Source organism: Rhodopila sp. (genome assembly GCF_035548235.1).
Lineage (GTDB): Bacteria > Pseudomonadota > Alphaproteobacteria > Acetobacterales > Acetobacteraceae > Rhodopila.
In genome coordinates, this window is sequence record NZ_DASZTJ010000036.1 from 15,884 (window position 1) to 36,566 (window position 20,683).

Annotated in this window: 21 protein-coding genes; 16 read left to right on the top strand and 5 right to left on the bottom strand. The window is 63.9% G+C overall.

Features of this window, described 5'->3' with window-relative positions; all coding sequences use genetic code 11:
- Window positions 1-25: 25 nt before the first annotated feature.
- Window positions 26-835 carry a metallophosphoesterase gene (locus VHB27_RS02450; protein WP_325597334.1) on the bottom strand — a complete coding sequence of 270 codons (810 nt, stop codon included), beginning with the start codon at window positions 833-835 and terminating at the stop codon, window positions 26-28.
- Window positions 836-922: 87 nt separating this feature from the next.
- Between VHB27_RS02450 and VHB27_RS02455 the strand changes: the two genes are divergently transcribed.
- Both VHB27_RS02455 and VHB27_RS02460 read left to right on the top strand, forming a co-directional pair.
- On the top strand, window positions 923-1,405 hold the full coding sequence (locus tag VHB27_RS02455; RefSeq protein ID WP_325597335.1) for an FAS1-like dehydratase domain-containing protein: 483 nt from the start codon (window positions 923-925) through the stop codon (window positions 1,403-1,405).
- Window positions 1,406-1,418: 13 nt separating this feature from the next.
- Window positions 1,419-1,841 carry a MaoC/PaaZ C-terminal domain-containing protein gene (locus VHB27_RS02460; RefSeq protein WP_325597336.1) on the top strand — a complete coding sequence of 141 codons (423 nt, stop codon included), beginning with the start codon at window positions 1,419-1,421 and terminating at the stop codon, window positions 1,839-1,841.
- A gap of 66 nt (window positions 1,842-1,907) precedes the next feature.
- Here the strand turns inward: VHB27_RS02460 and VHB27_RS02465 are convergent, their stop codons facing one another.
- From VHB27_RS02465 to VHB27_RS02475, 3 genes are all read right to left on the bottom strand, one after another.
- Complete coding sequence (locus tag VHB27_RS02465; RefSeq protein ID WP_325597337.1) at window positions 1,908-2,378, bottom strand: nucleoside deaminase; 471 nt, start codon at window positions 2,376-2,378, stop codon at window positions 1,908-1,910.
- A gap of 105 nt (window positions 2,379-2,483) precedes the next feature.
- Window positions 2,484-3,683, bottom strand: coding sequence for a urate hydroxylase PuuD (locus VHB27_RS02470; protein WP_325597338.1), 1,200 nt, complete (start codon window positions 3,681-3,683; stop codon window positions 2,484-2,486).
- A gap of 64 nt (window positions 3,684-3,747) precedes the next feature.
- Window positions 3,748-4,569, bottom strand: a complete 822-nt coding sequence (locus VHB27_RS02475) for a hypothetical protein (RefSeq protein WP_325597339.1) — start codon at window positions 4,567-4,569, stop codon at window positions 3,748-3,750.
- Between the two features lie 451 nt (window positions 4,570-5,020).
- On the opposite strand from VHB27_RS02475, the gene VHB27_RS02480 reads away from it, so the two are divergent.
- The 12 genes from VHB27_RS02480 to VHB27_RS02535 all read left to right on the top strand — a co-directional run bounded on the left by VHB27_RS02480 (window position 5,021) and on the right by VHB27_RS02535 (window position 17,171).
- Complete coding sequence (locus VHB27_RS02480; protein ID WP_325597340.1) at window positions 5,021-6,148, top strand: BMP family ABC transporter substrate-binding protein; 1,128 nt, start codon at window positions 5,021-5,023, stop codon at window positions 6,146-6,148.
- Between the two features lie 5 nt (window positions 6,149-6,153).
- The gene (locus VHB27_RS02485; protein ID WP_325597341.1) at window positions 6,154-7,266 is read left to right on the top strand and encodes an ABC transporter permease; all 1,113 of its coding nucleotides are present in this window, start codon (window positions 6,154-6,156) and stop codon (window positions 7,264-7,266) included.
- Window positions 7,266-8,180: an ABC transporter permease gene (locus VHB27_RS02490; protein WP_325597342.1), complete on the top strand. Its 915-nt coding sequence runs from the start codon at window positions 7,266-7,268 to the stop codon at window positions 8,178-8,180. Before VHB27_RS02485 ends, VHB27_RS02490 begins: the two co-directional genes overlap by 1 nt.
- 2 nt (window positions 8,181-8,182) lie before the next feature.
- Window positions 8,183-8,860 (top strand): cysteine hydrolase family protein, encoded by a 678-nt coding sequence (locus VHB27_RS02495; RefSeq protein WP_325597343.1) that lies wholly within the window; start codon window positions 8,183-8,185, stop codon window positions 8,858-8,860.
- Entirely contained in the window at window positions 8,857-10,368 is a 1,512-nt protein-coding gene (locus VHB27_RS02500) for an ABC transporter ATP-binding protein (RefSeq protein WP_325597344.1), read from the top strand. The genes VHB27_RS02495 and VHB27_RS02500 overlap by 4 nt, the downstream gene beginning before the upstream one ends.
- 161 nt (window positions 10,369-10,529) lie before the next feature.
- The gene (locus VHB27_RS02505) at window positions 10,530-11,612 is read left to right on the top strand and encodes an LLM class flavin-dependent oxidoreductase (RefSeq protein ID WP_325597345.1); all 1,083 of its coding nucleotides are present in this window, start codon (window positions 10,530-10,532) and stop codon (window positions 11,610-11,612) included.
- Between the two features lie 253 nt (window positions 11,613-11,865).
- A complete protein-coding gene (gene pgsA, locus VHB27_RS02510; protein WP_325597346.1) occupies window positions 11,866-12,474 on the top strand; it encodes a CDP-diacylglycerol--glycerol-3-phosphate 3-phosphatidyltransferase in 609 nt (202 codons plus the stop codon).
- Window positions 12,475-12,526: 52 nt separating this feature from the next.
- The gene (locus VHB27_RS02515; protein WP_325597347.1) at window positions 12,527-13,855 is read left to right on the top strand and encodes an aspartate aminotransferase family protein; all 1,329 of its coding nucleotides are present in this window, start codon (window positions 12,527-12,529) and stop codon (window positions 13,853-13,855) included.
- Window positions 13,856-13,926: 71 nt separating this feature from the next.
- The gene (locus VHB27_RS02520) at window positions 13,927-14,805 is read left to right on the top strand and encodes a branched-chain amino acid ABC transporter permease (RefSeq protein WP_325597348.1); all 879 of its coding nucleotides are present in this window, start codon (window positions 13,927-13,929) and stop codon (window positions 14,803-14,805) included.
- Window positions 14,805-15,731, top strand: coding sequence for a branched-chain amino acid ABC transporter permease (locus VHB27_RS02525; RefSeq protein ID WP_325597349.1), 927 nt, complete (start codon window positions 14,805-14,807; stop codon window positions 15,729-15,731). The genes VHB27_RS02520 and VHB27_RS02525 overlap by 1 nt, the downstream gene beginning before the upstream one ends.
- The gene (locus VHB27_RS02530; protein WP_325597350.1) at window positions 15,728-16,450 is read left to right on the top strand and encodes an ABC transporter ATP-binding protein; all 723 of its coding nucleotides are present in this window, start codon (window positions 15,728-15,730) and stop codon (window positions 16,448-16,450) included. The genes VHB27_RS02525 and VHB27_RS02530 overlap by 4 nt, the downstream gene beginning before the upstream one ends.
- The gene (locus tag VHB27_RS02535; RefSeq protein WP_325597351.1) at window positions 16,440-17,171 is read left to right on the top strand and encodes an ABC transporter ATP-binding protein; all 732 of its coding nucleotides are present in this window, start codon (window positions 16,440-16,442) and stop codon (window positions 17,169-17,171) included. The genes VHB27_RS02530 and VHB27_RS02535 overlap by 11 nt, the downstream gene beginning before the upstream one ends.
- A 38-nt stretch (window positions 17,172-17,209) precedes the next feature.
- Here VHB27_RS02535 and VHB27_RS02540 read toward each other — a convergent pair whose 3' ends face one another.
- Window positions 17,210-18,298 carry an amidohydrolase family protein gene (locus tag VHB27_RS02540; RefSeq protein WP_325597352.1) on the bottom strand — a complete coding sequence of 363 codons (1,089 nt, stop codon included), beginning with the start codon at window positions 18,296-18,298 and terminating at the stop codon, window positions 17,210-17,212.
- 143 nt (window positions 18,299-18,441) lie between these two features.
- On the opposite strand from VHB27_RS02540, the gene VHB27_RS02545 reads away from it, so the two are divergent.
- Both VHB27_RS02545 and VHB27_RS02550 read left to right on the top strand, forming a co-directional pair.
- Window positions 18,442-20,061: a GMC family oxidoreductase gene (locus tag VHB27_RS02545; protein WP_325597353.1), complete on the top strand. Its 1,620-nt coding sequence runs from the start codon at window positions 18,442-18,444 to the stop codon at window positions 20,059-20,061.
- A 62-nt stretch (window positions 20,062-20,123) separates the two neighbouring features.
- Window positions 20,124-20,681 (top strand): VOC family protein, encoded by a 558-nt coding sequence (locus VHB27_RS02550; protein ID WP_325597354.1) that lies wholly within the window; start codon window positions 20,124-20,126, stop codon window positions 20,679-20,681.
- Window positions 20,682-20,683: the final 2 nt, after the last annotated feature.

Genomic DNA, 20,683 nt, shown 5'->3' on the forward strand with positions numbered 1-20,683 from the left:
TGGCTGCGATCGTCGGAGACGCTCGCTACCCTACCATCAGTGCGATCCCGTCCTCCTCGAGCACCCCGCATGTCAGTCGGCCTCCGATCCCTGCCCCGGTGTCCAGCCCGATCCGGTTCCCCAGGATTGGCACTGCCGGATTGGAGGAGTGCCCATGCACCACCACCGCGCCGAATGCGGCCTCCGACGCCAGGAAGGGCTGGCGGATCATCAGCAGATCCTCGCGCGCCTGATCGCGTAGCGCGACGCCGGGCCGAACACCCGCATGGACGAACAGGTAATCCCCCTCCTGATGCATCAGCACCAGCCCCCGCAGGAAGTCGATTTGCTCGGGCGGAAAGGCCTCCGCCCAGACCTCGCGCGGCAGGTCCTGCGGCAGGCCCCAGCTTGCCAGCGCCCCCCGGCCGCCGGCCCATAGCCAGTCCGTCGCGGCTGCCCGATCCCCGTCAATCGCGTCCAGCAGCATGCGTTCATGATCGCCCATGAGATTGACCACCTGAACGCCCGGCAGCCGCAGGCCCGCCAGGTGCCTCAATACCCCCGCGCTGTCCGGCCCTTGGTCGATGTAGTCGCCCAGATGGACCAGCACCGCGTTCGGGACGGGTCGGACCGTCAAATCATCGGCGATCATCCGGTGCACCGTCCGCAACCGCTCCAGATGCCCGTGCACGTCGCCGATTGCATAGACGCGTCGGCCGCGCGGCAAGCGCCCTGGCGCCTGGATGATGTGCAGCGCATCCGCCCGCTCCGCCACCGGGCGTGGGCCGGCATAGGTTGGGATCGCCGCGGCATCCAGCGCGGACCGCATGGCGGGGCGGCGCAGCGTGCGCTTCATGCGACCACGCGCCCGTTGCCCATCCGCCTGTTCCCTCTGGCCGCAAGCCTGCTAACGTGCCAGGACAGAACCAAACGGAGGGGACTCTTGGCCAAGATCACATTTCCCGTCGAAGCCAGCCATATCATGATGTTCGCGCGGTCCGTCGGCGATACCAACCCTGTGTATCACGACGCCGAGGCGGCGAAAGGCACCGAGGCCGGCGGTATTATCGCTCCCCCCACCTTCCCGCAGGCCGTGGCCCAGTTCGATCCCGACTACCACCTCCGTCCGAAGCCCGGTCAGAAATGGTTCGGCTCCGCCAAGGGGCCGAGCGGCATCGAAGGTAAGCCGGCATCGTCGGGCGGCCTGCACGCTGAGCAGCATTTTGAATACCACCGCCACTTGAGGCCCGGCGATGTCCTGACCGTCGAGACCAAACCTGGCAAGGTGTGGGAGAAAGAGAGCAAGCGCGCCGGCAAGCTGACCTTCCGGGAGCGCATCACTGAATACCGCGACCAGAACGGCGAACTGGTCATCACCGCCCGTGGCGTCGGCGTGACGACCGAACGTCCGGTGGACCAGGGCTGAGGAGGCAACGGCAATGGCATTGAAGGCATCCGCCCTGAAAGTCGGCGACACGCACAGCGAAACGGTGGTCGAGAATCTTTCCCGCACCCAGATCGTCCAATATGCCGGCGCGTCCGGCGACTACAACCCGTTGCACACCGATGAAGTCTACACGACCCAAATTGCCGGCTATCCCAGTGTTTTCGCACATGGGATGCTGACGATGGGACTGACCGGCAAGATGCTGACGAACTATGTCGGCGACGGACGGCTGGCTAAGTTCGGCGTGCGGTTCACCAATCAGGTGTGGCCCGGCGATACGCTGAAGGCGACCGCCACAGTCGCGGGGCTGCGTGAGGAAAACGGCCAACGCATCGTCGACCTGACGATCTCGACGGTGAACCAAGACGGCAAGGAAGTAATGAGCGGTTCGGCGTCCGCCCGCATCGATCCCTAAGCCCATCCACGCCATGGCCCGGCTTGTCCGGGCCAACTTCATCCGCCAAGGCGGGATGGTCCGGCCCTAGTATTCGACTTTGTCCGGCTTATCCATCCACTCCTGGAACGCGGCCCATCCCTCATCCCGCAGCAGCGGGCTGATCGGGATCGCGCGCTGGTCCAGGGGCAGGCTGACCTCCTTGTAAAGGAAATCGTCTCGGAAACCGATTTTCGCCGCTGCGACCCGGTCGTTCGCGTAATAAATCCTCCCTAGCCGTGCCCAATAAATCGAAGACAGGCACATCGGGCAGGGCTCGCATGACGTATAGATCTCGCATCCCGTCAGATCGAACGTCCCCAGCACCTGGCACGCGCGGCGGATCGCGACGACCTCGGCGTGCGCGGTCGGGTCGTTGGTCGAGGTGACCTGGTTGAAGCCCTCGGCGATGATCGTATCGTCCTTGACGACCACCGCGCCGAACGGACCGCCGCGGTTCGAGCGCATCATCTCCAGCGATAGCGCGATGGCGCGGCGCATATGGGCTTCATGTCCCATGATGGAACGGTCCTGATCTTGTGGCGGATGGGGTCAATGAGGCTGTCACGACAATGGTCAAGATTTCGGCAGGTCGACCGCTCATTTTCTGTGCAAGGATCACAATCAATTGAGCTTTGCCCCCGCCACGATCCACGCCCCCAATGCTGCCCGCTCGGTATCGGTGATTTGCGTGACGTTCCCTAGCGGCATGGTATGGGTCTTGACCGCCTGTGCCATGATCTGCGGCGCTAGCTTCTGGATCTCGGTTGGCGTGTCGAACATGATGCCCTTCGGGGCCTCGGCGAAGCCAGGGAATTGTGGCTTGGTGGCGTGACAGACATGGCACCGTTGGTCGACGATTTGCTGTACTTCGGCAAACTGGACCGGTGCGGCATTGTCCGCGATCGTGAACGAGGCTTGGCCTAGCAGGCTGAGCACGATCGCCCCGACCACCGGCACCGCCGCGGCAGGCCAAAGCCGCCAATCCGGCTTCGCGCCGGTGTGCAAGGTGTTGAACCAATGCCGCACCAGGAAGCTGGCGATGAAGATGCAGCCCAGGACCAGCCAACTCGTCTTTGGATTGGAGAAGGTGAAGGCATAGTGGTTGCTCAGCATGGTGAACACCACCGGCAACGTCAGGTAGTTGTTGTGGACCGACCGCTGCTTCGCCTGCTCTCCCCAGATCGGGTCAGGCGCCTGTCCGGCCAGCAACGCAGCGACTGTCTTGCGCTGGTTGGGGATGATGATGACCAGGACGTTGCCGACCATGATCGTCCCGACCAAGGCGCCGACTTGGATGAAGGCGCCGCGGCCGCTAAAGATATGTGTATAGGCGAATGTCGCGGCCATCAGCAGGATGAAGCCGGCGATCGCCAGGCGCTTGGTCTCCTGGCCTATCCAGGACCGGCAGAGCAGATCATAGATGAACCATCCACCCAGCAGCGACGCCGCCGCACCAGGCACGGCGTCCGCCACGTCGATCTTCATCACCTGCGGATCGATCAGGTACACGCTCGGGTGCAGGTAATAGGTCAGGACCAGCAGCGCGAAGCCAAAGATCCAGGTGCTGTAGGCTTCCCATTTGAACCAGGTCAGGTGCTCCGGCATGAATTCCGGCGCCACGCTGAATTTCTGGATCTGATAGAAGCCGCCGCCATGGACTTGCCAAGCCTCCCCCTTGACCCGGGGGTCGAGACGGGGATTGGCCTTCAGCCCGGCGTCGAGTGCGATGAAATAGAAAGACGAGCCGATCCAGGCGATACCCGCGATGACATGGGTCCAGCGAATCACCAGGGCCACCCAGTCGAACAGCGTAGCGAGCATCGCAACCTTCCACGTCACGCGAACCGAAAGGCGCGGTGGTGTCGACGCCACCGCGCCAGCCGCTTCAGAAGTGATACTCGATCCCAAAGACCGGCGATACTTCCGTCGATCCGGACACTTCGCTGCCGTTGCCGAATTTATGGAGCCAGAATTCGACGGCCAGATACGTGTAGATCTTACGCGGCTTGACGCCGATCAAGGACCCGAAATCGAGCTGAAGTTGCGGCCGTGCCAGGATTTCCGTGTAGGTGTGGTTGCCGAAGCCATCGGTGCCTTTGGGCATCACGATGTTCATGAACCCGCGAAAATCGAGCGGCAGGTTGGTGAACGGCAGGGGCTGCAGCCACACGAACTCGAATTCAGGGGCCGGGTCGAAGCTGATCGCGCCACCTTTGCCGCAGGTACTGGGACAGCTTGAAAATCCGTTGTTGTTCCACTCCTTCGAAAAATGCACGCCAATGTCCAGGAAGCCGCCGGCTGGCAGGTCGAAGTTGAAGTTGGGGCCAACGACCAGCAGCTTCTTGTCAGGGGCGAATGCGGTATTCTCGGATTCGGCATCGCCGCCGATCTCGAAGTTGATCGCCTTGATCGGACCGAAATGCGTGTTGATGCCGAAGATCTTGTCGGGACTGAATTGTCCGCGATACACGGCGTAGAACTCAGTGGACCCGCCGTTCGAGTTGTTTGCCGGTTCATTGGCATTGGAGAACAGGGCATCAACGTTGAAGAAGTTCGTGCCGTAGTCCCAAACATCGAAATGGGCGACGTTGACGATGATTTTGTTGACGTCCCGACTGCCCTTGCCGCCACCCGGATTGGAGATCCACGGGCCGTCTCGCACGCCCATCGAGGTATCGCTGAAGCCCTGGGCATGCGCGCCGGTCACAGCGCCGACGGCCAGTGCCGCCGCCAGGAGAAGTCTTTTTAGTTTCATATCGAGCCCCTTTTCTTCAGCCTGGTCGGCACTGTTGCCAGGAAGGAACGGCTACGCTTCCCGATATGATTAACAGCAAGCAATGTGCCAGCTTCGAACCGTACCGGACAATCATCGACGTTGAGCCGGTACGCTGGTGATTTTCTGCAACAGTTCGGTCACATTGGCGGACACGTCCGGCCCGGTCCGGGATCGCTCATCAGAAACACTGATCGGTGTGCCCCACGGCTATCCGGCGCGTTTCGCGGCGCGTCGCGCCCGGAAATACATCTAATGCCGGTTTCGTGAGCATATTGTATGCAATTCTACCAAATGCTGTGCATCTCGCAGCCTGGCACAACGCCTGCATAAGTCTCGATATTGCATGCACGGGCGGCAGTTGGCCGCTCCTAGGGGGGATCACATGGCCGACGGCAAATCCGCTTCGTTCTCACGCCGCACGCTGTTGCAAGGTGCGGCTGTCCTGTCTGCCGCCGCGACCCTGGGCGTGCCCGAGAAGGCTCAAGCAGCGAAAGACCTCGTTGTCGGCTTCATCTATGTCGGCGCGAAGGACGATTACGGATACAACCAGGCGCATGCCCAGGCTGCGGCGCTGGTGAAGAAAATGCCGGGCGTGAAGGTCGTCGAAGAAGAGAAGGTCCCGGAAACCGACGACGTCTCCAAGACGATGGAGAGCATGATCGAGCTGGACGGCGCGACCCTGCTGTTCCCCACCAGCTTCGGCTATTTCGATCCGTACATGCTGAAGACAGCGGCCAAGTACAAGAACATCCAATTCCGCCATTGCGGCGGCCTTTGGAAGAAAGACAAGGACCCGATGAACACCGGGTCGTATTTTGGCTATATCGGCATGTGCCAATACCTCAACGGCATCGCTGCGGCCCATGCGACCAAATCGAAGAAGATCGGATTCGTCGCCGCCAAGCCCATCCCGCAGGTCCTGATCAACATCAACAGCTTCACGCTCGGTGCCCGTTCCGTCGATCCGACCATCACCACATCCGTCATTTTCACCGGCGAGTGGTCGATGCCCGTCAAGGAGGCCGAAGCCACCAACAGCCTGATTGGACAAGGCATTGACGTGATCACCTGCCATGTCGACGGACCAAAGGTCATCATGGAAACGTCGGAGCGCCGTGGCATCTATGTCTGCGGCTATCACGCCGACCAGAGCAAGCTGGCGCCCAAGGGTTATCTGACCGGGGCCGAGTGGAACTGGATCACCGTCTATCGCCAGTTCGTCGATGAGATGAAGGCCGGCAAACCGTTGCCCAATTTCGTGCGCGGCGGCCTTGCCGAAGGGTTCGTAAAAATGTCCCCGTATGGTCCCGCGCTATCCGCCGCCGGCCGCAAAAACGTCGATACGGTGAAGGCCGAGATCATGAAAGGCGGCTTCTCGGTCTTCAAGGGACCGTTGAAGGACAACAAAGGCAACGTCGTGGTACCGGCCGGCAAGGCCTATCCGGAAACGGCGATCGAACTGGAGTCCTGCAACTACCTCGTGGAGGGCGTCGTCGGCGCGATCGCGTAACGGACGTGAGCAGCACCGTCATCCCCTCGGCGACCACGCCAGCCGCGCCGGTCACGACCGCCGATCGCTGGTACCCGCTCCGCCGGTCGACCGAGGCGGTGTTGGCGCCGGCCATCGCCCTGATCGTGGCGGCAGCGCTGTTTTCGGCCTTCTTGCTGTTCCTTGGCGCCTCGCCGTTGGATTTCATCGCGCTTGTCTGGCGCGGGGCGTTCGGCACATGGTTCTCGATCCAGAACACGGTGGAGCGCGCGGCGCCGTTGCTGCTGACGGCGCTGTGCGTGGCGCTGCCGGGCCAGTTGGGGCTGGTGATCATCGGCGGCGAGGCGGCGGTGGTGTTGGGCGGCCTCGCCGCCACCGTCGCCGCGCTGCCGCTGGTCAATACCAGTCCGGTGATCGTCTGGACGGCGATGGCGGGGGCAGGGACGGCCATGGGCGCGGTTTGGATCGGCCTCAGTGGTTGGTTACGGGCGAAACTGAACGTCAACGAGGTGATCGCCAGCCTGGTGCTGTCCTATATCGGACTCGCGCTGTTCAACCACCTGGTCGAAGGCGTGCTGCGCGATCCCGCCAGCCTGAACAAGCCGTCGACCTACGGGATCGGCGATAAGAACATGCTGGACACGGTACCGTGGCTGGGCCTGCATCCCGGCCTGCCCGTCGGCATCCTGGCCTGCATCCTGTGTTGGGTGCTGATCTATCGCACCAGCATCGGTTTCGCCTCCCGCGTAACCGGCGGGAATGTCCGAGCGGCACAGTTGCAGGGGCTTCCGGTGACGAAGCTGATCATGCTGGCCTGCGCGATCGGCGGCGGCTGCGCCGGCCTGGCCGGCGCAATTCAGGTGGCTGCGGAGTATGGGCGCGCCAATGCCTCGCTGAACGCGGGATACGGCTATACGGGAATCTTGATTGCGTTCCTCGCGCGCTTCAATCCGCTGGTGGTGATGCCGATGGCGCTGCTGCTGGGCGGTCTGGGCGCGGCCGACGGGTTGTTGCAGCGCCGGTTGGATCTGCCCGATGCCACGATCCAGGTGCTGCAGGGATTGATCTTCGTCGCCATCCTGACCAGCGACACCCTGTACGGACGCTTCCGTTGGTTCCAGCCGCGCGGGAACGGCTGATGGAATCGGTCGGCACCGTCTTGCTGGCGATGATGGCAGGTTCGCTCCGGGTCAGCACGCCGTTCCTGTTCGTGTCCCTGGGCGAGTGCCTGACGGAGAAGGCCGGCCGCATCAATCTCGGCAACGAAGGTGTCCTGGTGCTTGGCGCGATGGTTGCCTATGCAACCTCCTATGAAACGGGAAGTCCGTGGGCGGGCGTGGTGGCGGCAGCCTTCGTGGGACTGGTGCTTGGTGCGCTGCATGGGGCGATCTGCTCGCTGAAGCGGGTCAATGACGTGGCGATGGGCATCGCGATCATGGTCGCGGGCACCGGTATCGCGTTCTTTTTCGGTAAGCCCTACATTCAGCCCAGCGCACCTCTGCTGCCCGGCATTCCGTTCGGCTTCTGGTCGGACAACGCGCAGGTGCGCAACGCGTTGTCCGTCTGTCCGCTGTTCCTGCTGGGCATCGCCGCCGCCATTGCCCTGCATTGGTGCTTCAACGCCACCCGTGTCGGTCTGCGCGTGCGCATCGTCGGCGACAGCCAGGACGCGGCGTTGGCGCTGGGATTGCCGATCGATCGCACGCGCTTCTTCGCGACCGCGACGGGCAGTGCCTTGGCCGGGATCGGCGGCGCGTTCCTGTCGCTGTATTATCCGGGAAGCTGGAACGAGGGCCTGTCCTCCGGCCAGGGGTTGATGGCCGTGGCGCTGGTCGTGTTCGCGCGCTGGAACCCGATCAACTGCATCTATGCCTCGTTGCTGTTTGGCGCGGCCGGTGCGTTGGGACCGTCGCTGCAGACCGTCGGCATCACCTGGGGCTATTACCTGTTCTATGCGGCACCGTATGTCGTGACGCTTGTGGTACTGATCATCACCGCCCAGGGCGGCCGGTCGCTGCGCGGCATGCCCGGGCAACTTTCGATCGGACGCTGACCATGCCAACCATTTCTGCGGACCCTTATCCCTGGCCTTATGACGCCGCGCTGCGGCCGGATAACACGGCCCTGATCGTCATCGACATGCAGACCGATTTCTGCGGTGTCGGCGGCTATGTCGACAAGATGGGCTACGACCTGTCGCTGACCAGGGCGCCGATCGGTCCGATCGGCTCGGTGCTGGCAGCGCTGCGGTCGCGCGGCTACACGATCATCCATACCCGCGAAGGCCATCGCCCGGACCTGTCCGACCTGCCGGCCAACAAGCGCTGGCGGTCACGCCGGATCGGCGCCGGCATCGGCGATCCCGGCCCGTGCGGGCGCATCCTGACCCGCGGCGAACCGGGGTGGGAGATCATCCCCGAACTCGCGCCCCTGCCGGGCGAGATCGTGATCGACAAGCCCGGCAAGGGTAGTTTCTACGCCACCGACCTGGAGCTGGTCCTGCGCACGCGCGGGATCGTCAACATCGTCCTGTCCGGCATCACCACCGATGTGTGCGTCCACACCACGATGCGCGACGCCAACGATCGTGGCTTCGAATGCCTGCTGCTGTCGGATTGCTGCGGCGCCACCGATGCCGGCAATCACGCCGCCGCACTGCACATGATCAAGATGCAGGGCGGCGTGTTCGGTGCGGTCAGCGACAGTGCGACGTTCCTGAAGGAATTGCCGTGACTGCAATCGGCATCGAGGCCGTCGGCATCGGCAAGCAATTCGGCGCATTCCATGCGCTGACCGAAGTCTCGATGAAAGTCGAGCCCGCGACGGTCCACGGCTTGCTGGGCGAAAACGGCGCCGGCAAATCGACGCTGGTGAAATGCCTGCTGGGCTACTACCGCGCCGATGACGGCGGCTTCATCGTCGACGGTCGCGAGGTTGCGATCGAGCGCCCGGCCGACGCCGACGCGCTGGGCCTGGGCATGGTGTATCAGCACTTCACCCTGGTGCCGTCGATGACGGTCGCGGAAAACCTAGTGATGTCGCGCGCCAATGTCCCTGCGCTGATCAACTGGCGCGACGAGCTCGACCGGCTGCACGCCTTCATGGAGCGCATGCCGTTCAAGGTGCCGCTGGAAGCCGAGGTCGGCAGCCTCGCCGCGGGGGAGCGGCAGAAGACCGAGATTGTGAAGCAGCTCTACCTGCATCGGAAATTCCTGGTGCTGGACGAACCGACCTCGGTCCTGACGCCGCAGGAAGCGGCCGAGATGCTGGGGCTGGTGCGCGACCTCGCGCATTCCGGCGCGCTGACCATCGTCATCATCACGCATCGGTTGAAGGAGGTCTTCGCCTTCGTCGATGAGGTCACCGTGCTGCGCCGCGGCCGCCTGGCCGGCGCTGGTCGGGTGCGGGACCTGACCCCCGACGACATGACGGCGATGATGATCGGCGAGCCGCACGCGCCGAAAAGCGCCGAACGGATCGGCGCGCCGGCCGAGGACGTCCGGTTGGCGCTGTCAGGCCTGACAACCGAAGCGGAAGGCGGCCGCAAAGGCTTGTCGATCGAGAAGCTGACGGTGCGTGCGCATGAAATCGTCGGCATCGCAGGTGTTTCGGGGAACGGGCAAAAGGACCTTGTCGAGGTCCTGGGCGGCCAGCGTCCCATCGCCGGTGGCGAGATCCTGGTGGACCAGGCACCCTATGCGGCCAGCCGCGCGGAGTCTCAGGCGCGCGACGTACGGGTCCTGCCGGAAGAGCCGTTGCGCAACGGCTGCGTCCCGCCGATGACGGTGATCGACAACCTGAACTTGCGCGCTTTCGACACCGGCGCCGGCAAGCAGCGCCGCTTCTGGCTCGATCGCGCCGGCATGGCCGATCGGGCGCGCGCGATGATCGCAGCCTACGGCATCCGCACGCCGTCGCCCGAGGCACCGATCGCTGTGCTATCGGGCGGCAACGTGCAGCGCTGCGTGCTGGCGCGGGAGCTGGACGGCGACGTGAGGCTGCTGGTCGTCGCCAACCCGTGCTTCGGCCTGGACGTCAAAGCCGTCGCGGAAACCCGCGCTCGGATCATGGCGGCACGGAACGCGGGAACGGCGGTGCTGCTGATTTCCGAGGATCTGGATGAGATCCTGGAGCTGGCTGACCGGATCGTGGTCATGCACGAGGGACAGGTGGTGCATGAGATGCCCGCCGAGGGCGCCGATCCGCAGGAAATCGGGAAGCATATGCTGGGGCACCATTAGGTCTTCACGGCCCGACGCGATTGGGGGTGGACGATCGGGGCTGGCTCCGCGACCAGCGTGCGCCTGCTGTCGCCGAAAACCGAAGTTGACGGAGCCATCGGAACCGCGCAGCCTCTCCGCATAATGCACCCCGATGTGCAACGAACGGGAGGAGGCAGGCCATGGAACTCGGCTATTTCGCGATGCCCTCGCACCCGCCGGAGCGGAGCCTGAAGGCCGGCCACGACTGGGATTTGCAGACCCTCCGTTGGCTGGACGAGTTGGGCTACGCGGAAGCCTGGATCGGGGAACACCACACTGCGCCCTGGGAACCGCATCCGGCGCCTGATCTGCTGATCGCGCAGGCGCTGTTGCAGACGAAACGGCTGCGCATCGGTCCGGGTGGCTTTCTGTTGCCCTACCACCATCCGGCGGAGCTCGCGAACCGCGTTGCAATGCTGGATCACCTGTCGGAAGGACGGTTGATGTTTGGCATCGCCGCCTCGGGCCTGCCGAGCGACTGGGCGATGTTCCATGTCGACGGGACATCGGGGACGAACCGGCAGATGACGCGGGAGGCGCTCGACATCATCCTGCGGCTGTGGAGTGACGAGCCGGCCTTCGACTTTCAAGGTCAGTTCTGGAAGGTGACGAAGCCTGAGACGATGTACGGTTTCCTCAAGCCGCACATCAAGCCGTTGCAGAAACCCCACCCGCCGATCGGCGTGGCCGGACTGTCGAAGAACTCCGACACGCTGAAAATGGCCGGGGAGCACGGGTTCCTGCCGCTGTCGCTCAACTTGAACCCCGCCTATGTCGCCACCCATTGGGCAGCGGTGGAGGAAGGCGCCCGCCGCTCCGGCCGGACGCCCAGCCGGCGCGACTGGCGCATGGTGCGGGAGGTATTCGTCGCCCCCACTGACGAGGAAGCCTGGCGGCTGTCGGTCGGCGGCATGATGGGGCGCATGATGCGGGAATACTTCCTGCCGCTCCTGGGGAATTTCGGCTTCCTGGATTACCTGAAGCACAATCCATCGGTACCGGATTCCGACGTGACGCCCGAGTACTGCGCCCGGCACAACTGGCTGATCGGATCGCCTGCCACGGTGGCCGAGAAGCTGGAGCGGGTTTACAACGACGTCGGCGGCTTCGGCGGCCTGCTGGTCTTCGGCTTCGACTATTCGGAGCAGCCGGAGGCTTGGCACACGTCCCTGCGCCTGCTGAAGGAGGAGGTCGCGCCGCGGATCAGGCACTTGACGCCATGATTCGCCCGTAACGGCTTCACTGGCTGGCGGCGGCTGCCGCCAGTGCGCGACCCTTTGCCTTGACCATGGCGCAGACAACGGACCACAAGGGGCTCCGGACCACTACTCCCATGGACTGCCACCGGCAACACCGCTGACAGGCGATCGAGGCAATGAACGCGACCTGCTCCGGGCGACGCGGCTCGCTCGGATATTTGGCCCGGGAAACCTGGCTCCAGAACCGTCCCAAGCCTCGTTGGGGGGGCGCACACCCATGGCGATAGGCCTGCCGAACGCCCTGACCCTGTCGCGCATCGCCGCAATCCCGGTGATTGTCCTGCTGGTGGAGATAGGGGCCCAGACCTGTGACATCCTGGCGTCGTTGGTCTTCTGCGCCGCTGCGATCACCGACTACTTCGACGGCAAGCTGGCTCGGACCCGGCGGATCGAGTCCGAACTCGGCAAGATGCTCGACCCGATTGCCGACAAGCTGCTGGTCGCCGCGGTGATCATGAGCCTGGTGGGCGATATGCGCATCTCCCACTACACCTTGTATCCCGCGATGGTCATCATCCTGCGGGAGATACTGGTCAGCGGGTTGCGGGAATACCTGGCCAAGGCCCGTATCGGGCTTCCCGTCACCTATCTGGCGAAATGGAAGACCGGCTTCCAGATGACCGCCCTCGCGTTGATGCTCGCAGGAACGCCAAAGATTCCGCTATTGGGCCTGGATGCGCTGCCGCTGATGACACTGGGGCAGGGATTGCTGTGGGTGTCGGCATGCCTGACAGTCGTGACGGGATGGACCTATCTGCGTGAGGGCTGGTCCCATACCTCCCGCGACCTCGGGCGGCCGTCCGCGACGTATACGAACCGGCGTTGATTGCGGCGTTCAACCGCGTATGGTCGGTCGTCCCTGCTTCGGAACCTGATTCATGAGCCGCGTCCTCCATCGCTCCGGCGCAATTCCGCCGGTCGCCGTCTCCGGTGACGGCATCTATCTTCACACCGCGGACGGGCGGGCCGTCATCGACGCCTCGGGCGGCGCCGCCGTCGCCTGTCTGGGTCACGGCAACCGCCGTATCGCCGAGGCGATCGGCGCCCAGGCCGCCGCCATGGCGTATGCCCATACCGGAACCTTCTCCAACCAGCCGGCCGAGGACCTTGCCGAGATCATCCTACACGACGAACCGGGCGGGCTGACGCGCGCGTGGTTCTGTTCCTCGGGGTCAGAGGGGAACGAGGCCGCGATCAAGCTCGCCCGGCAGTATTTCCTGGAGATCGGGCAGCCCCGGCGCGTTCGTACCATCGCTCGCCGCCAATCCTATCATGGCACCACACTGGGGGCGCTGGCCGCCGGGGGCAACATGATGCGGCGAGCGTATTACGAGCCGATCCTGTCGCCGGCGCACAGCCTAGTATCCCCTTGCTTCCCCTACCGGTTCAAGCAGGACGGGGAAACCGACGCCCAATACCTGGACCGGTTGATCGATGAGTTGGATCGGGAGTTCCAGCGCGTCGGCCCGGACACGGTGACCGCCTTCCTCGCCGAACCGGTGGTCGGCGCCACGACCGGCTGCGTCGCCGCCCTGCCCGGCTATTTCCGGCGCGTCCGGGAGGTCTGCGACCGCTACGGCGCACTGCTGATCCTGGACGAGGTGATGTGCGGCATGGGCCGCACCGGCACCATGCATGCATGGGAACAGGAGGGCGTGACCCCCGACATCCAGGTCATCGCCAAGGGCCTTGGCAGCGGCTACCAGCCGATCGGCGGCATCCTGATCCACGACCGGATCGTCAAGGCGCTGGCCAACGGCAGCGGTGGCTTCCTGCATGGCCAGACCTATCAGGCCCACCCCGTCGCCTGCGCCGCCGCGCTGGAGGTGCAGCGCATCATCCGCGAGGACGGCCTGGTGGAGAACGTCGCGCGCATGGGTGAGCGGCTGGAAACGGCATTGAACGACCGTTTCGGCAACCATCGCCATGTCGGCGACATCCGCGGCCGGGGCCTGTTCTGGGCGTTGGAGTTCGTCACCGACCGCGCAACGAAATCCATGTTCGATCCCTCGGTGAACTTCAATCAGCGGGTGAAGGCCGAAGCGATGGCGCGAGGCCTCGCCGCCTATCCGATGGGCGGAACGCTGGACGGCAAGAACGGCGACCATATCATCTTGGCACCCCCCTACATCGTCCAGGCTGCCGACATCGATACGATCGTCGAGCGGTTGGGGGACGCGGTCGACGCGGCAGTGAGGGGGCTTTGACAGGAACCGCCCCCTAGCCAAGTCGATCCGGCTTTGTCAGATAGGGACTCGGAAACGTCAAAAGCGAACCGATGGACCTGTCTTTCGATCTGTGGGGAAACGCCCTCGTATCGGGGGTGCTGCTGGGGGGCTTCTACGCGGCTGTGACGATCGGGGTGTCGATCTCCTTCGGCATGCTCGACATCGTGAACATCGCGCATCCGGCGTTCATCATCCTGGGATCTTATACCGCCTATATCGCCAATTCGGTGTTCGGGCTCGACCCGATCCTGGCAAGCGTGATCCTGCTGCCCGCGTTCTACCTGCTGGGCGCAGCGATCTACACCATCTACGACGTGTCGTTCGAGCGACGAGGCGATGCCGCGATCCGCGGCCTGGCCTTCTTCTTCGGCATCCTGTTCATCACTGAGGTGACGCTGTCGCTGACATTCGGCGTCGACTATCGACTGGTCGAGGCGCCATATGTGGGACCGAGCCTGCATTGGGGCGTGATTGACCTGCCGCTGCGGCTGCTGGTGCCGTGTCTGGTGTCACTGCTGCTGGTCGCGACGCTGCAGGTGTTCATGTCCCACACTTTCGTGGGGCGCGCGATCCAAGCGGTGGCGCAGGATCCGCAGGCACTCCGGCTGATGGCCGCCAATCCCAGCCGTATCAAGCGCGTCGCGTTCGGGCTGTCGATCGCCAGCGCCTCGATCGCCGGAGCCATTCTGATCATCATCCAGCCGGTCGAGCCTTCGGTCGGCCGCGATTATATCGGCCGGATCTTCGCCATCTGCGTGATGGGCGGCCTGGGCAGCTTTGCGGGCACGGTGTCGGCCGCGATGGCGCTGGGCATCGTGGAGAGCTTCACCGCCACCTATTACGGGCCGTCCTGGTCACCGGCGGTGGCATTCGGGTTCCTGCTGCTGACGCTGGCGATCCGCCCGGCCGGCCTCTTCGGGCGGCGCTGATGGCGAACCTGCGCTTCATCCTGATCCTGCTGGTCGTCGCGGCCGCGGTGTTCGGGGGCGTCTTCCTGGTGGACAACGACTACCTGTATTTCGCCGGCTACGTCGTGCTGCAATATGTCGTGCTGGCGACCGCATGGAACATCCTCGGCGGCTACACCGGCTACGTGAACTTCGGCACCGCTGCGTTCTTCGCACTGGGCGCCTATTCCACTGTCGCGCTGCACAAGGCGCTTCCGATGCCGCTGCCGCTGATGATGCTGGTCGGCGGCGTGGTCTCCGGCGTCATCGGCCTGGGGATGGGATACCTGACCCTGCGCCTGCGCGGCACGTTCTTCTCCATCGCCACGCTGGCCATGGCGGTGGTGATGCAGACGCTGATCACCAACTGGAACTATGTCGGCGGGTCCCGGGGCGCCTATGTCCTGCGCCCCTCGGCGTCGCCGATCCTTGGCGGGGACTATATCCGCTATCTGTTCCTGGTCATGCTGCTGCTGTCCGTGATCGCCGTTGCCACCGCTCGCGCCATCCAGTTTTCCCAGCTCGGCTATGGCTTCGCGACGATCCGCGACGATGAAGGCGCGGCCGAGGCGTCCGGCGTGCCGACGTTGCGGCTCAAGCTGCTGGCGACCGTATTGTCGGGCGCGTTCATGGGCATGGCGGGGGCACCGTTGCCCTATTACGTTACCTACCTGGACCCGGCTTCCGGCTTCAGCCTGAGCTACGCCGTCAACACCATCGCGATGCCGCTGATCGGCGGGACGTCGACCTGGGCGGGGCCGGTCATCGGTGCGGTGTTGCTGGGGACGATGCAACAGGTTGCGACCGTGACGATCTCCTCGGCGTTGTCGCTGCTGATCGTGGGCCTGCTGCTGGTGCTGTTCGTCATCGCCGCGCCGCGCGGCATCGTCGGGTGGTTCCGGCGATGACGGACACGATCCTGAATGCCACAGGCCTGGGCAAGCGCTTCGGCGGCTTCGTTGCCCTGGCCAACATCGACCTCTCTATCGATCGGGGCGAGCGTCTGGGACTGATCGGGCCGAACGGATCGGGCAAGAGCACGCTGGTCAACTGCCTCTGCGGCACGCTGCGCAACGATTCGGGGCAGGTGGAATTCGACGGCCATGCGCTGAATGGCCTGAAGGCGCATCAGCGTACCCGGCTGGGGATGGCGCGCAGCTTCCAGTTGCCGCGGCCCTTCCACACACTGACCTTGGCCGAGAACGTGCTGGTGCCGATCATGTATGTGGGCCGCGCGCATGGGGTTCCCGATCCCAGGCAGCGATGCCATGAATTGCTGGACATGGTGGGGCTCGCCGACAAATCCGCGAAAAGGCCCGGCGACCTGACGCAGATCGAGATGCGCAAGTTGGAACTCGCCCGCGCCATGGCCTCGGAACCGCGCCTGCTGATCGCCGATGAGGCGATGGCCGGGCTATCGCATCAGGAGGTGGACGATATCCTGGCGCTGTTGATGCGCCTGAACGAGCAGGGCATCACGATCATCATGATCGAGCACATCATGCGGGCAGTGCTGGCGTTTTCCCAGCGGCTGGTGGTGCTGACGGCAGGGCGCAAGATCGCTGATGGCGACCCGCGGGAAGTGATCCGCCAGCCCGACGTCGTGGCGGCGTATCTTGGCAGCTAACCTTACGATCACCGGGCTCGATGCCGGTTATGGCGCTGTGCGCATCCTGCACAACGTATCGCTGTCGGTCGGTGAGGGTGAAACGATCACGCTGCTGGGCACCAACGGCAACGGCAAGTCCACGCTCATGAAATGCGTGATGGGCATGGTACGTCCCACCGCTGGATCGATCGTCGCGACGATCGACGGGCAGGCGCATGAGCTGTGCGGCATGGCCACGGAGGCGATCGTCGATCTGGGCATCGGTTTCGTGCCGGAGGGGCGACGGCTGTTCCCCCGCCTGACCGTTGCCGAAAACCTCCTGATGGGCGCCTTCCGCAAATCCGCTCGGCCTTTGATCAAGCAGAACCTGGAGTTCTGCTTCGAGGCGTTTCCGCGGCTGGCGGAGCGGCGGCACCAACTGGCGGGCTCCATGAGCGGGGGTGAACAGCAGATGCTCGCGCTGGGACGCGCGCTGATGTCGGCGCCGAAGCTGCTGCTGATCGATGAGCCTTCGGTCGGCCTGGCGCCGCTGCTAGTGGCGCGGACGATCGACAAGATCAAGGAGCTGAAGGATCGGTTCCAACTTGCCGTTTTGATGACGGAACAGAATTTCACCCAGGCGATCCGGATTGCCGATCGGGGCTACGTGATCGTGCATGGGAATATCGCCTTCGAGGGGAATTCGGCCGAGGAGCTGAACAATAACGAGCTGATCCGGCAGTTCTACTTGGGAGAATAGAGGAATTCCCGGTCACGACGGAAACCCTCAGGTCGACATCACCCCTTGATCCCCATCACTCGCGCGGCATTCCCCCCAAGGATGGCTGCTCGATCCTTCTCCGACAAAGACGTCGTCGCCATGATCGCGTCCACGGGATGCAACTCCCACGGATACGGATAGTCGCTCCCGAGCATGATCTGACTGGGGCCGACTTGCGCGGCGAGGTGCCGCAGGGCCTCGGGAGTGAAGACCAGGGCGTCGACATAAATCTGCCGCAGGTATTCCGTCGGTTTCTTTTTCAACTTGATATTGGGATTGCAGAACACCGGCGCAACGCTGCAGGCGTGATCGTCGCGCGGCGCATAGGACGGAAGATACCCGCCGCCATGTGCGCCCAACACCTTCAATCCGGGGAACTTGTCGAGCGTGCCGTCGAAGATCAGGTGCTGCAGCGCGATCGTCGTCCCCAGCGGATAGGCGACCGTGTTGGTCAACCAGCCATTGCCTTGCAACCGCTTGGACAGTGCCGGCACGCCCTGGGGATGGATGAACAGGACGGCCCCCAGCTCTTCGGCCTTCTGCCAGACCGGATCGAATTTCGGGTTGGAGAACTCGTCGTCGCCAACGACGTCACCGATCGCCGCGCCTTTCATGCCCATCGTCTTCATCGCCTTTTCCAACTGCTGCGCCGCGAGTTGCGGATCCTGCAACGCCAGGGAGGCGAAAGCGGCGAAGCGATCGGGATGGGCATGGGTGATCTCGGCCATCTTCTGATTGTTGATGTCGCAGATCTTCGCGGCCACATCGCGATCGGCGGTGAACCAGAACGGATTGACAGACAGGACTTCCATGTCGACGGCCTGGGAATCCATTGCCTTCAGCCGCTCTTCGACCGCGATGAAGACCTCTTTGGTGCCGTTGATGTTCGGCTCCAACTGGGCCGCTGCCTGTGGGCCAAGCAGGTTGTTGGCCTCGTGGAACATGCAATGGGAATGGACGTCGATCGTCTTGACTCGTTTGCCGTTCACGACGACCGGCAGCCGCGCCGGGGCCGCCTTGGCAACGCGGGTGCCGAACAGATTGCAGCTGCAAAACGCCATACCGCCTGTGACGGCGGCTTTTCCCAGGAAATTGCGCCTATTCATCCTTGGATCTCTCCCCGATTCGTTCGTCCGATCCTTGGCTGGATCTGCCGAAGTGTCCCACATCTCCGTCGCTTAGGCCAACTGGCGGTTGTCGGCGGCCGTCAAGCGCGCCATGCTGCGCCCAATGAAACACGGGGCGGGAAATGACCGAGGCAACATACGACTTCATCGTCACCGGCGCGGGATCGGCGGGCTGCGTCCTGGCCGCGCGGCTCACCGAATCCGGCCGCTACAAAGTTTTGTTGCTGGAGGCCGGGGGGCCGGACACCAACTGGTGGATCCACGTCCCGATGGGCTATGCCAAGACCTTCGCGCATCCGGTGCTGAACTGGCGTTTTGAGAGCGAGCCGGAGAAGGAACTGAATAACCGCACCATGTACCAGCCGCGCGGCAAGGTGCTGGGCGGCACCAGCTCGATCAACGGCATGATCTACATGCGCGGGAACGCCGCCGATTACGATCAATGGCGCCAGCTCGGCAATGAGGGCTGGGATTACGAATCCGTCCTGCCCTATTTCCGCAAGGCGGAGGACAACGAACGCGGTGCCGACGAATTCCATGGCGTCGGCGGCCCGTTACGAGTCTCCAACCAGCCCTATGACTGGGAAATCGCCCGCGTCCTCGTGAAGGCATGCCAGCAGGCGGGTATCCCGTTCAACCCGGATTTCAATGGCGCCAAACAGGAAGGTTGCGGCTATTACCAGACAACGACGAAAGACAAGCGCCGCTGGAGCACCGCGGCCGCCTATCTGACCATCGCGAAGAAGCGTCCCAACTTGACGGTCCAGACCCATGCCCATGCCAGCCGTATCCTGTTCAAGGACGGGCGGGCACACGGCGTCGAATTCATGGTGAAGGGACAGAAGCAAGTGGCATACGCCGGCCGGGAGGTGGTTGTTTCGGGAGGCGCCTACGGTTCCCCGCAATTGCTGCAATTGTCGGGCGTCGGTCCGGCGCAGCATCTGCGCGACATGGGGATCGAGGTCGTCAAGGACCTGCCGGGCGTCGGTTCGAACCTGCAGGATCATTTCAATACGTATTGCACCTATCGTATCTCCCGCAATCTGTCTCTGAACGGCCTGTCGTACAGCTTCATCGAGCGTATGACGGCCGGCGCCCGATACGTCTTCTTCCGCTCGGGACCAATGTCCGGCAACGGCATGTATGTCGGCGCGCTGGTCCGCACCGACAAGCGGCTCGAGCGGCCGGACATGCAGATCAACATCTCCAACTGGTCGGTCGTCGAACGGAACGCCCAGGGCATCGTCTCCTACCCGTTCCCCGGCATTTCCCTCAGTCCGGTGCATCTGACGCCGGACGGGCGCGGAACGGTGCGACTGCGTAGCGCCGATCCGTTCGCGCCACCGGAAATCCGCTTCAACTTCATGCGCAGCGAGAACGATATGCGTGCCATGATCGCCGGCGTCCGCATCGCACGCGACATCGTGCGGCAGGACGCGATGCGGACGCTGCTGGTCGAGGAGACCTCGCCCGGCAAGACGGTCCAGACCGATGAGGAAATCGCGGCGGACATACGCGAACGCGGCGTATCCAACTTGCATCCGGTCGGGACCTGCGGCATGGGCCAGGGCCCGGCGGCCGTGGTCGATCCGCGGCTGAAAGTGCGCGGCATCCCCGGGCTGCGGGTGGTGGACGCCTCGGTGATGCCGACGATCCCCGCTGGCAACACCAACGCCCCGACGATCATGATCGCCGAGAAGGCCTCCGACATGATCCAGGAGGACGCCCGCGCCGCGGCGTAAGCGCTCGACAAGGCCGCCCGTGCAGGCGCAGTCTGGGGCGAAGAACATCAGGGAGGACGATGATGACCCGACTGCTGTCGAAAGGGCCGGAGCGGCTGCACCACCACGCCTATGTGGTGCGCGACCAGGAGAAGAATCGCCAGTTCTTCGAAGATGTCCTGGGCATCCCACTGACTGCAACCTGGTGCGAGAAGCACTTCAATGCCTGGGTCGGGCGGGAGGTGGCGTTCTGCCACACATTCTACTCCCTGGCTGACGGCGGCGCGCTGGCGTTCTTCTCGTTCGCCGACGACGAGGTCTATCGCAAGACCCAGGCCGAAAAACCGGCGGAAATCCGCAGCTTTGACCACATCGCCTTCAAGGTCGATGCCGGGACCTATGATGAACTCCTGGGCCGCGTGAAGGCGGCGGGCCTGGCGGTGCGCGAGACCGACCATGGCTATTGCCGGTCGATGTACTGCGAGTCCCCGGACGGCCTGATCACGGAATTCACGGTCGACCCGCCGCACGCTGGCGACATTGATGCCATCCGCCGCGCCGACGCCCACAGTGAGTTGGCGCGTTGGATGGCCGGTGACCATCGGACGAACAACGACCTGCGGCAGCGTGAGACGGTGTAGCG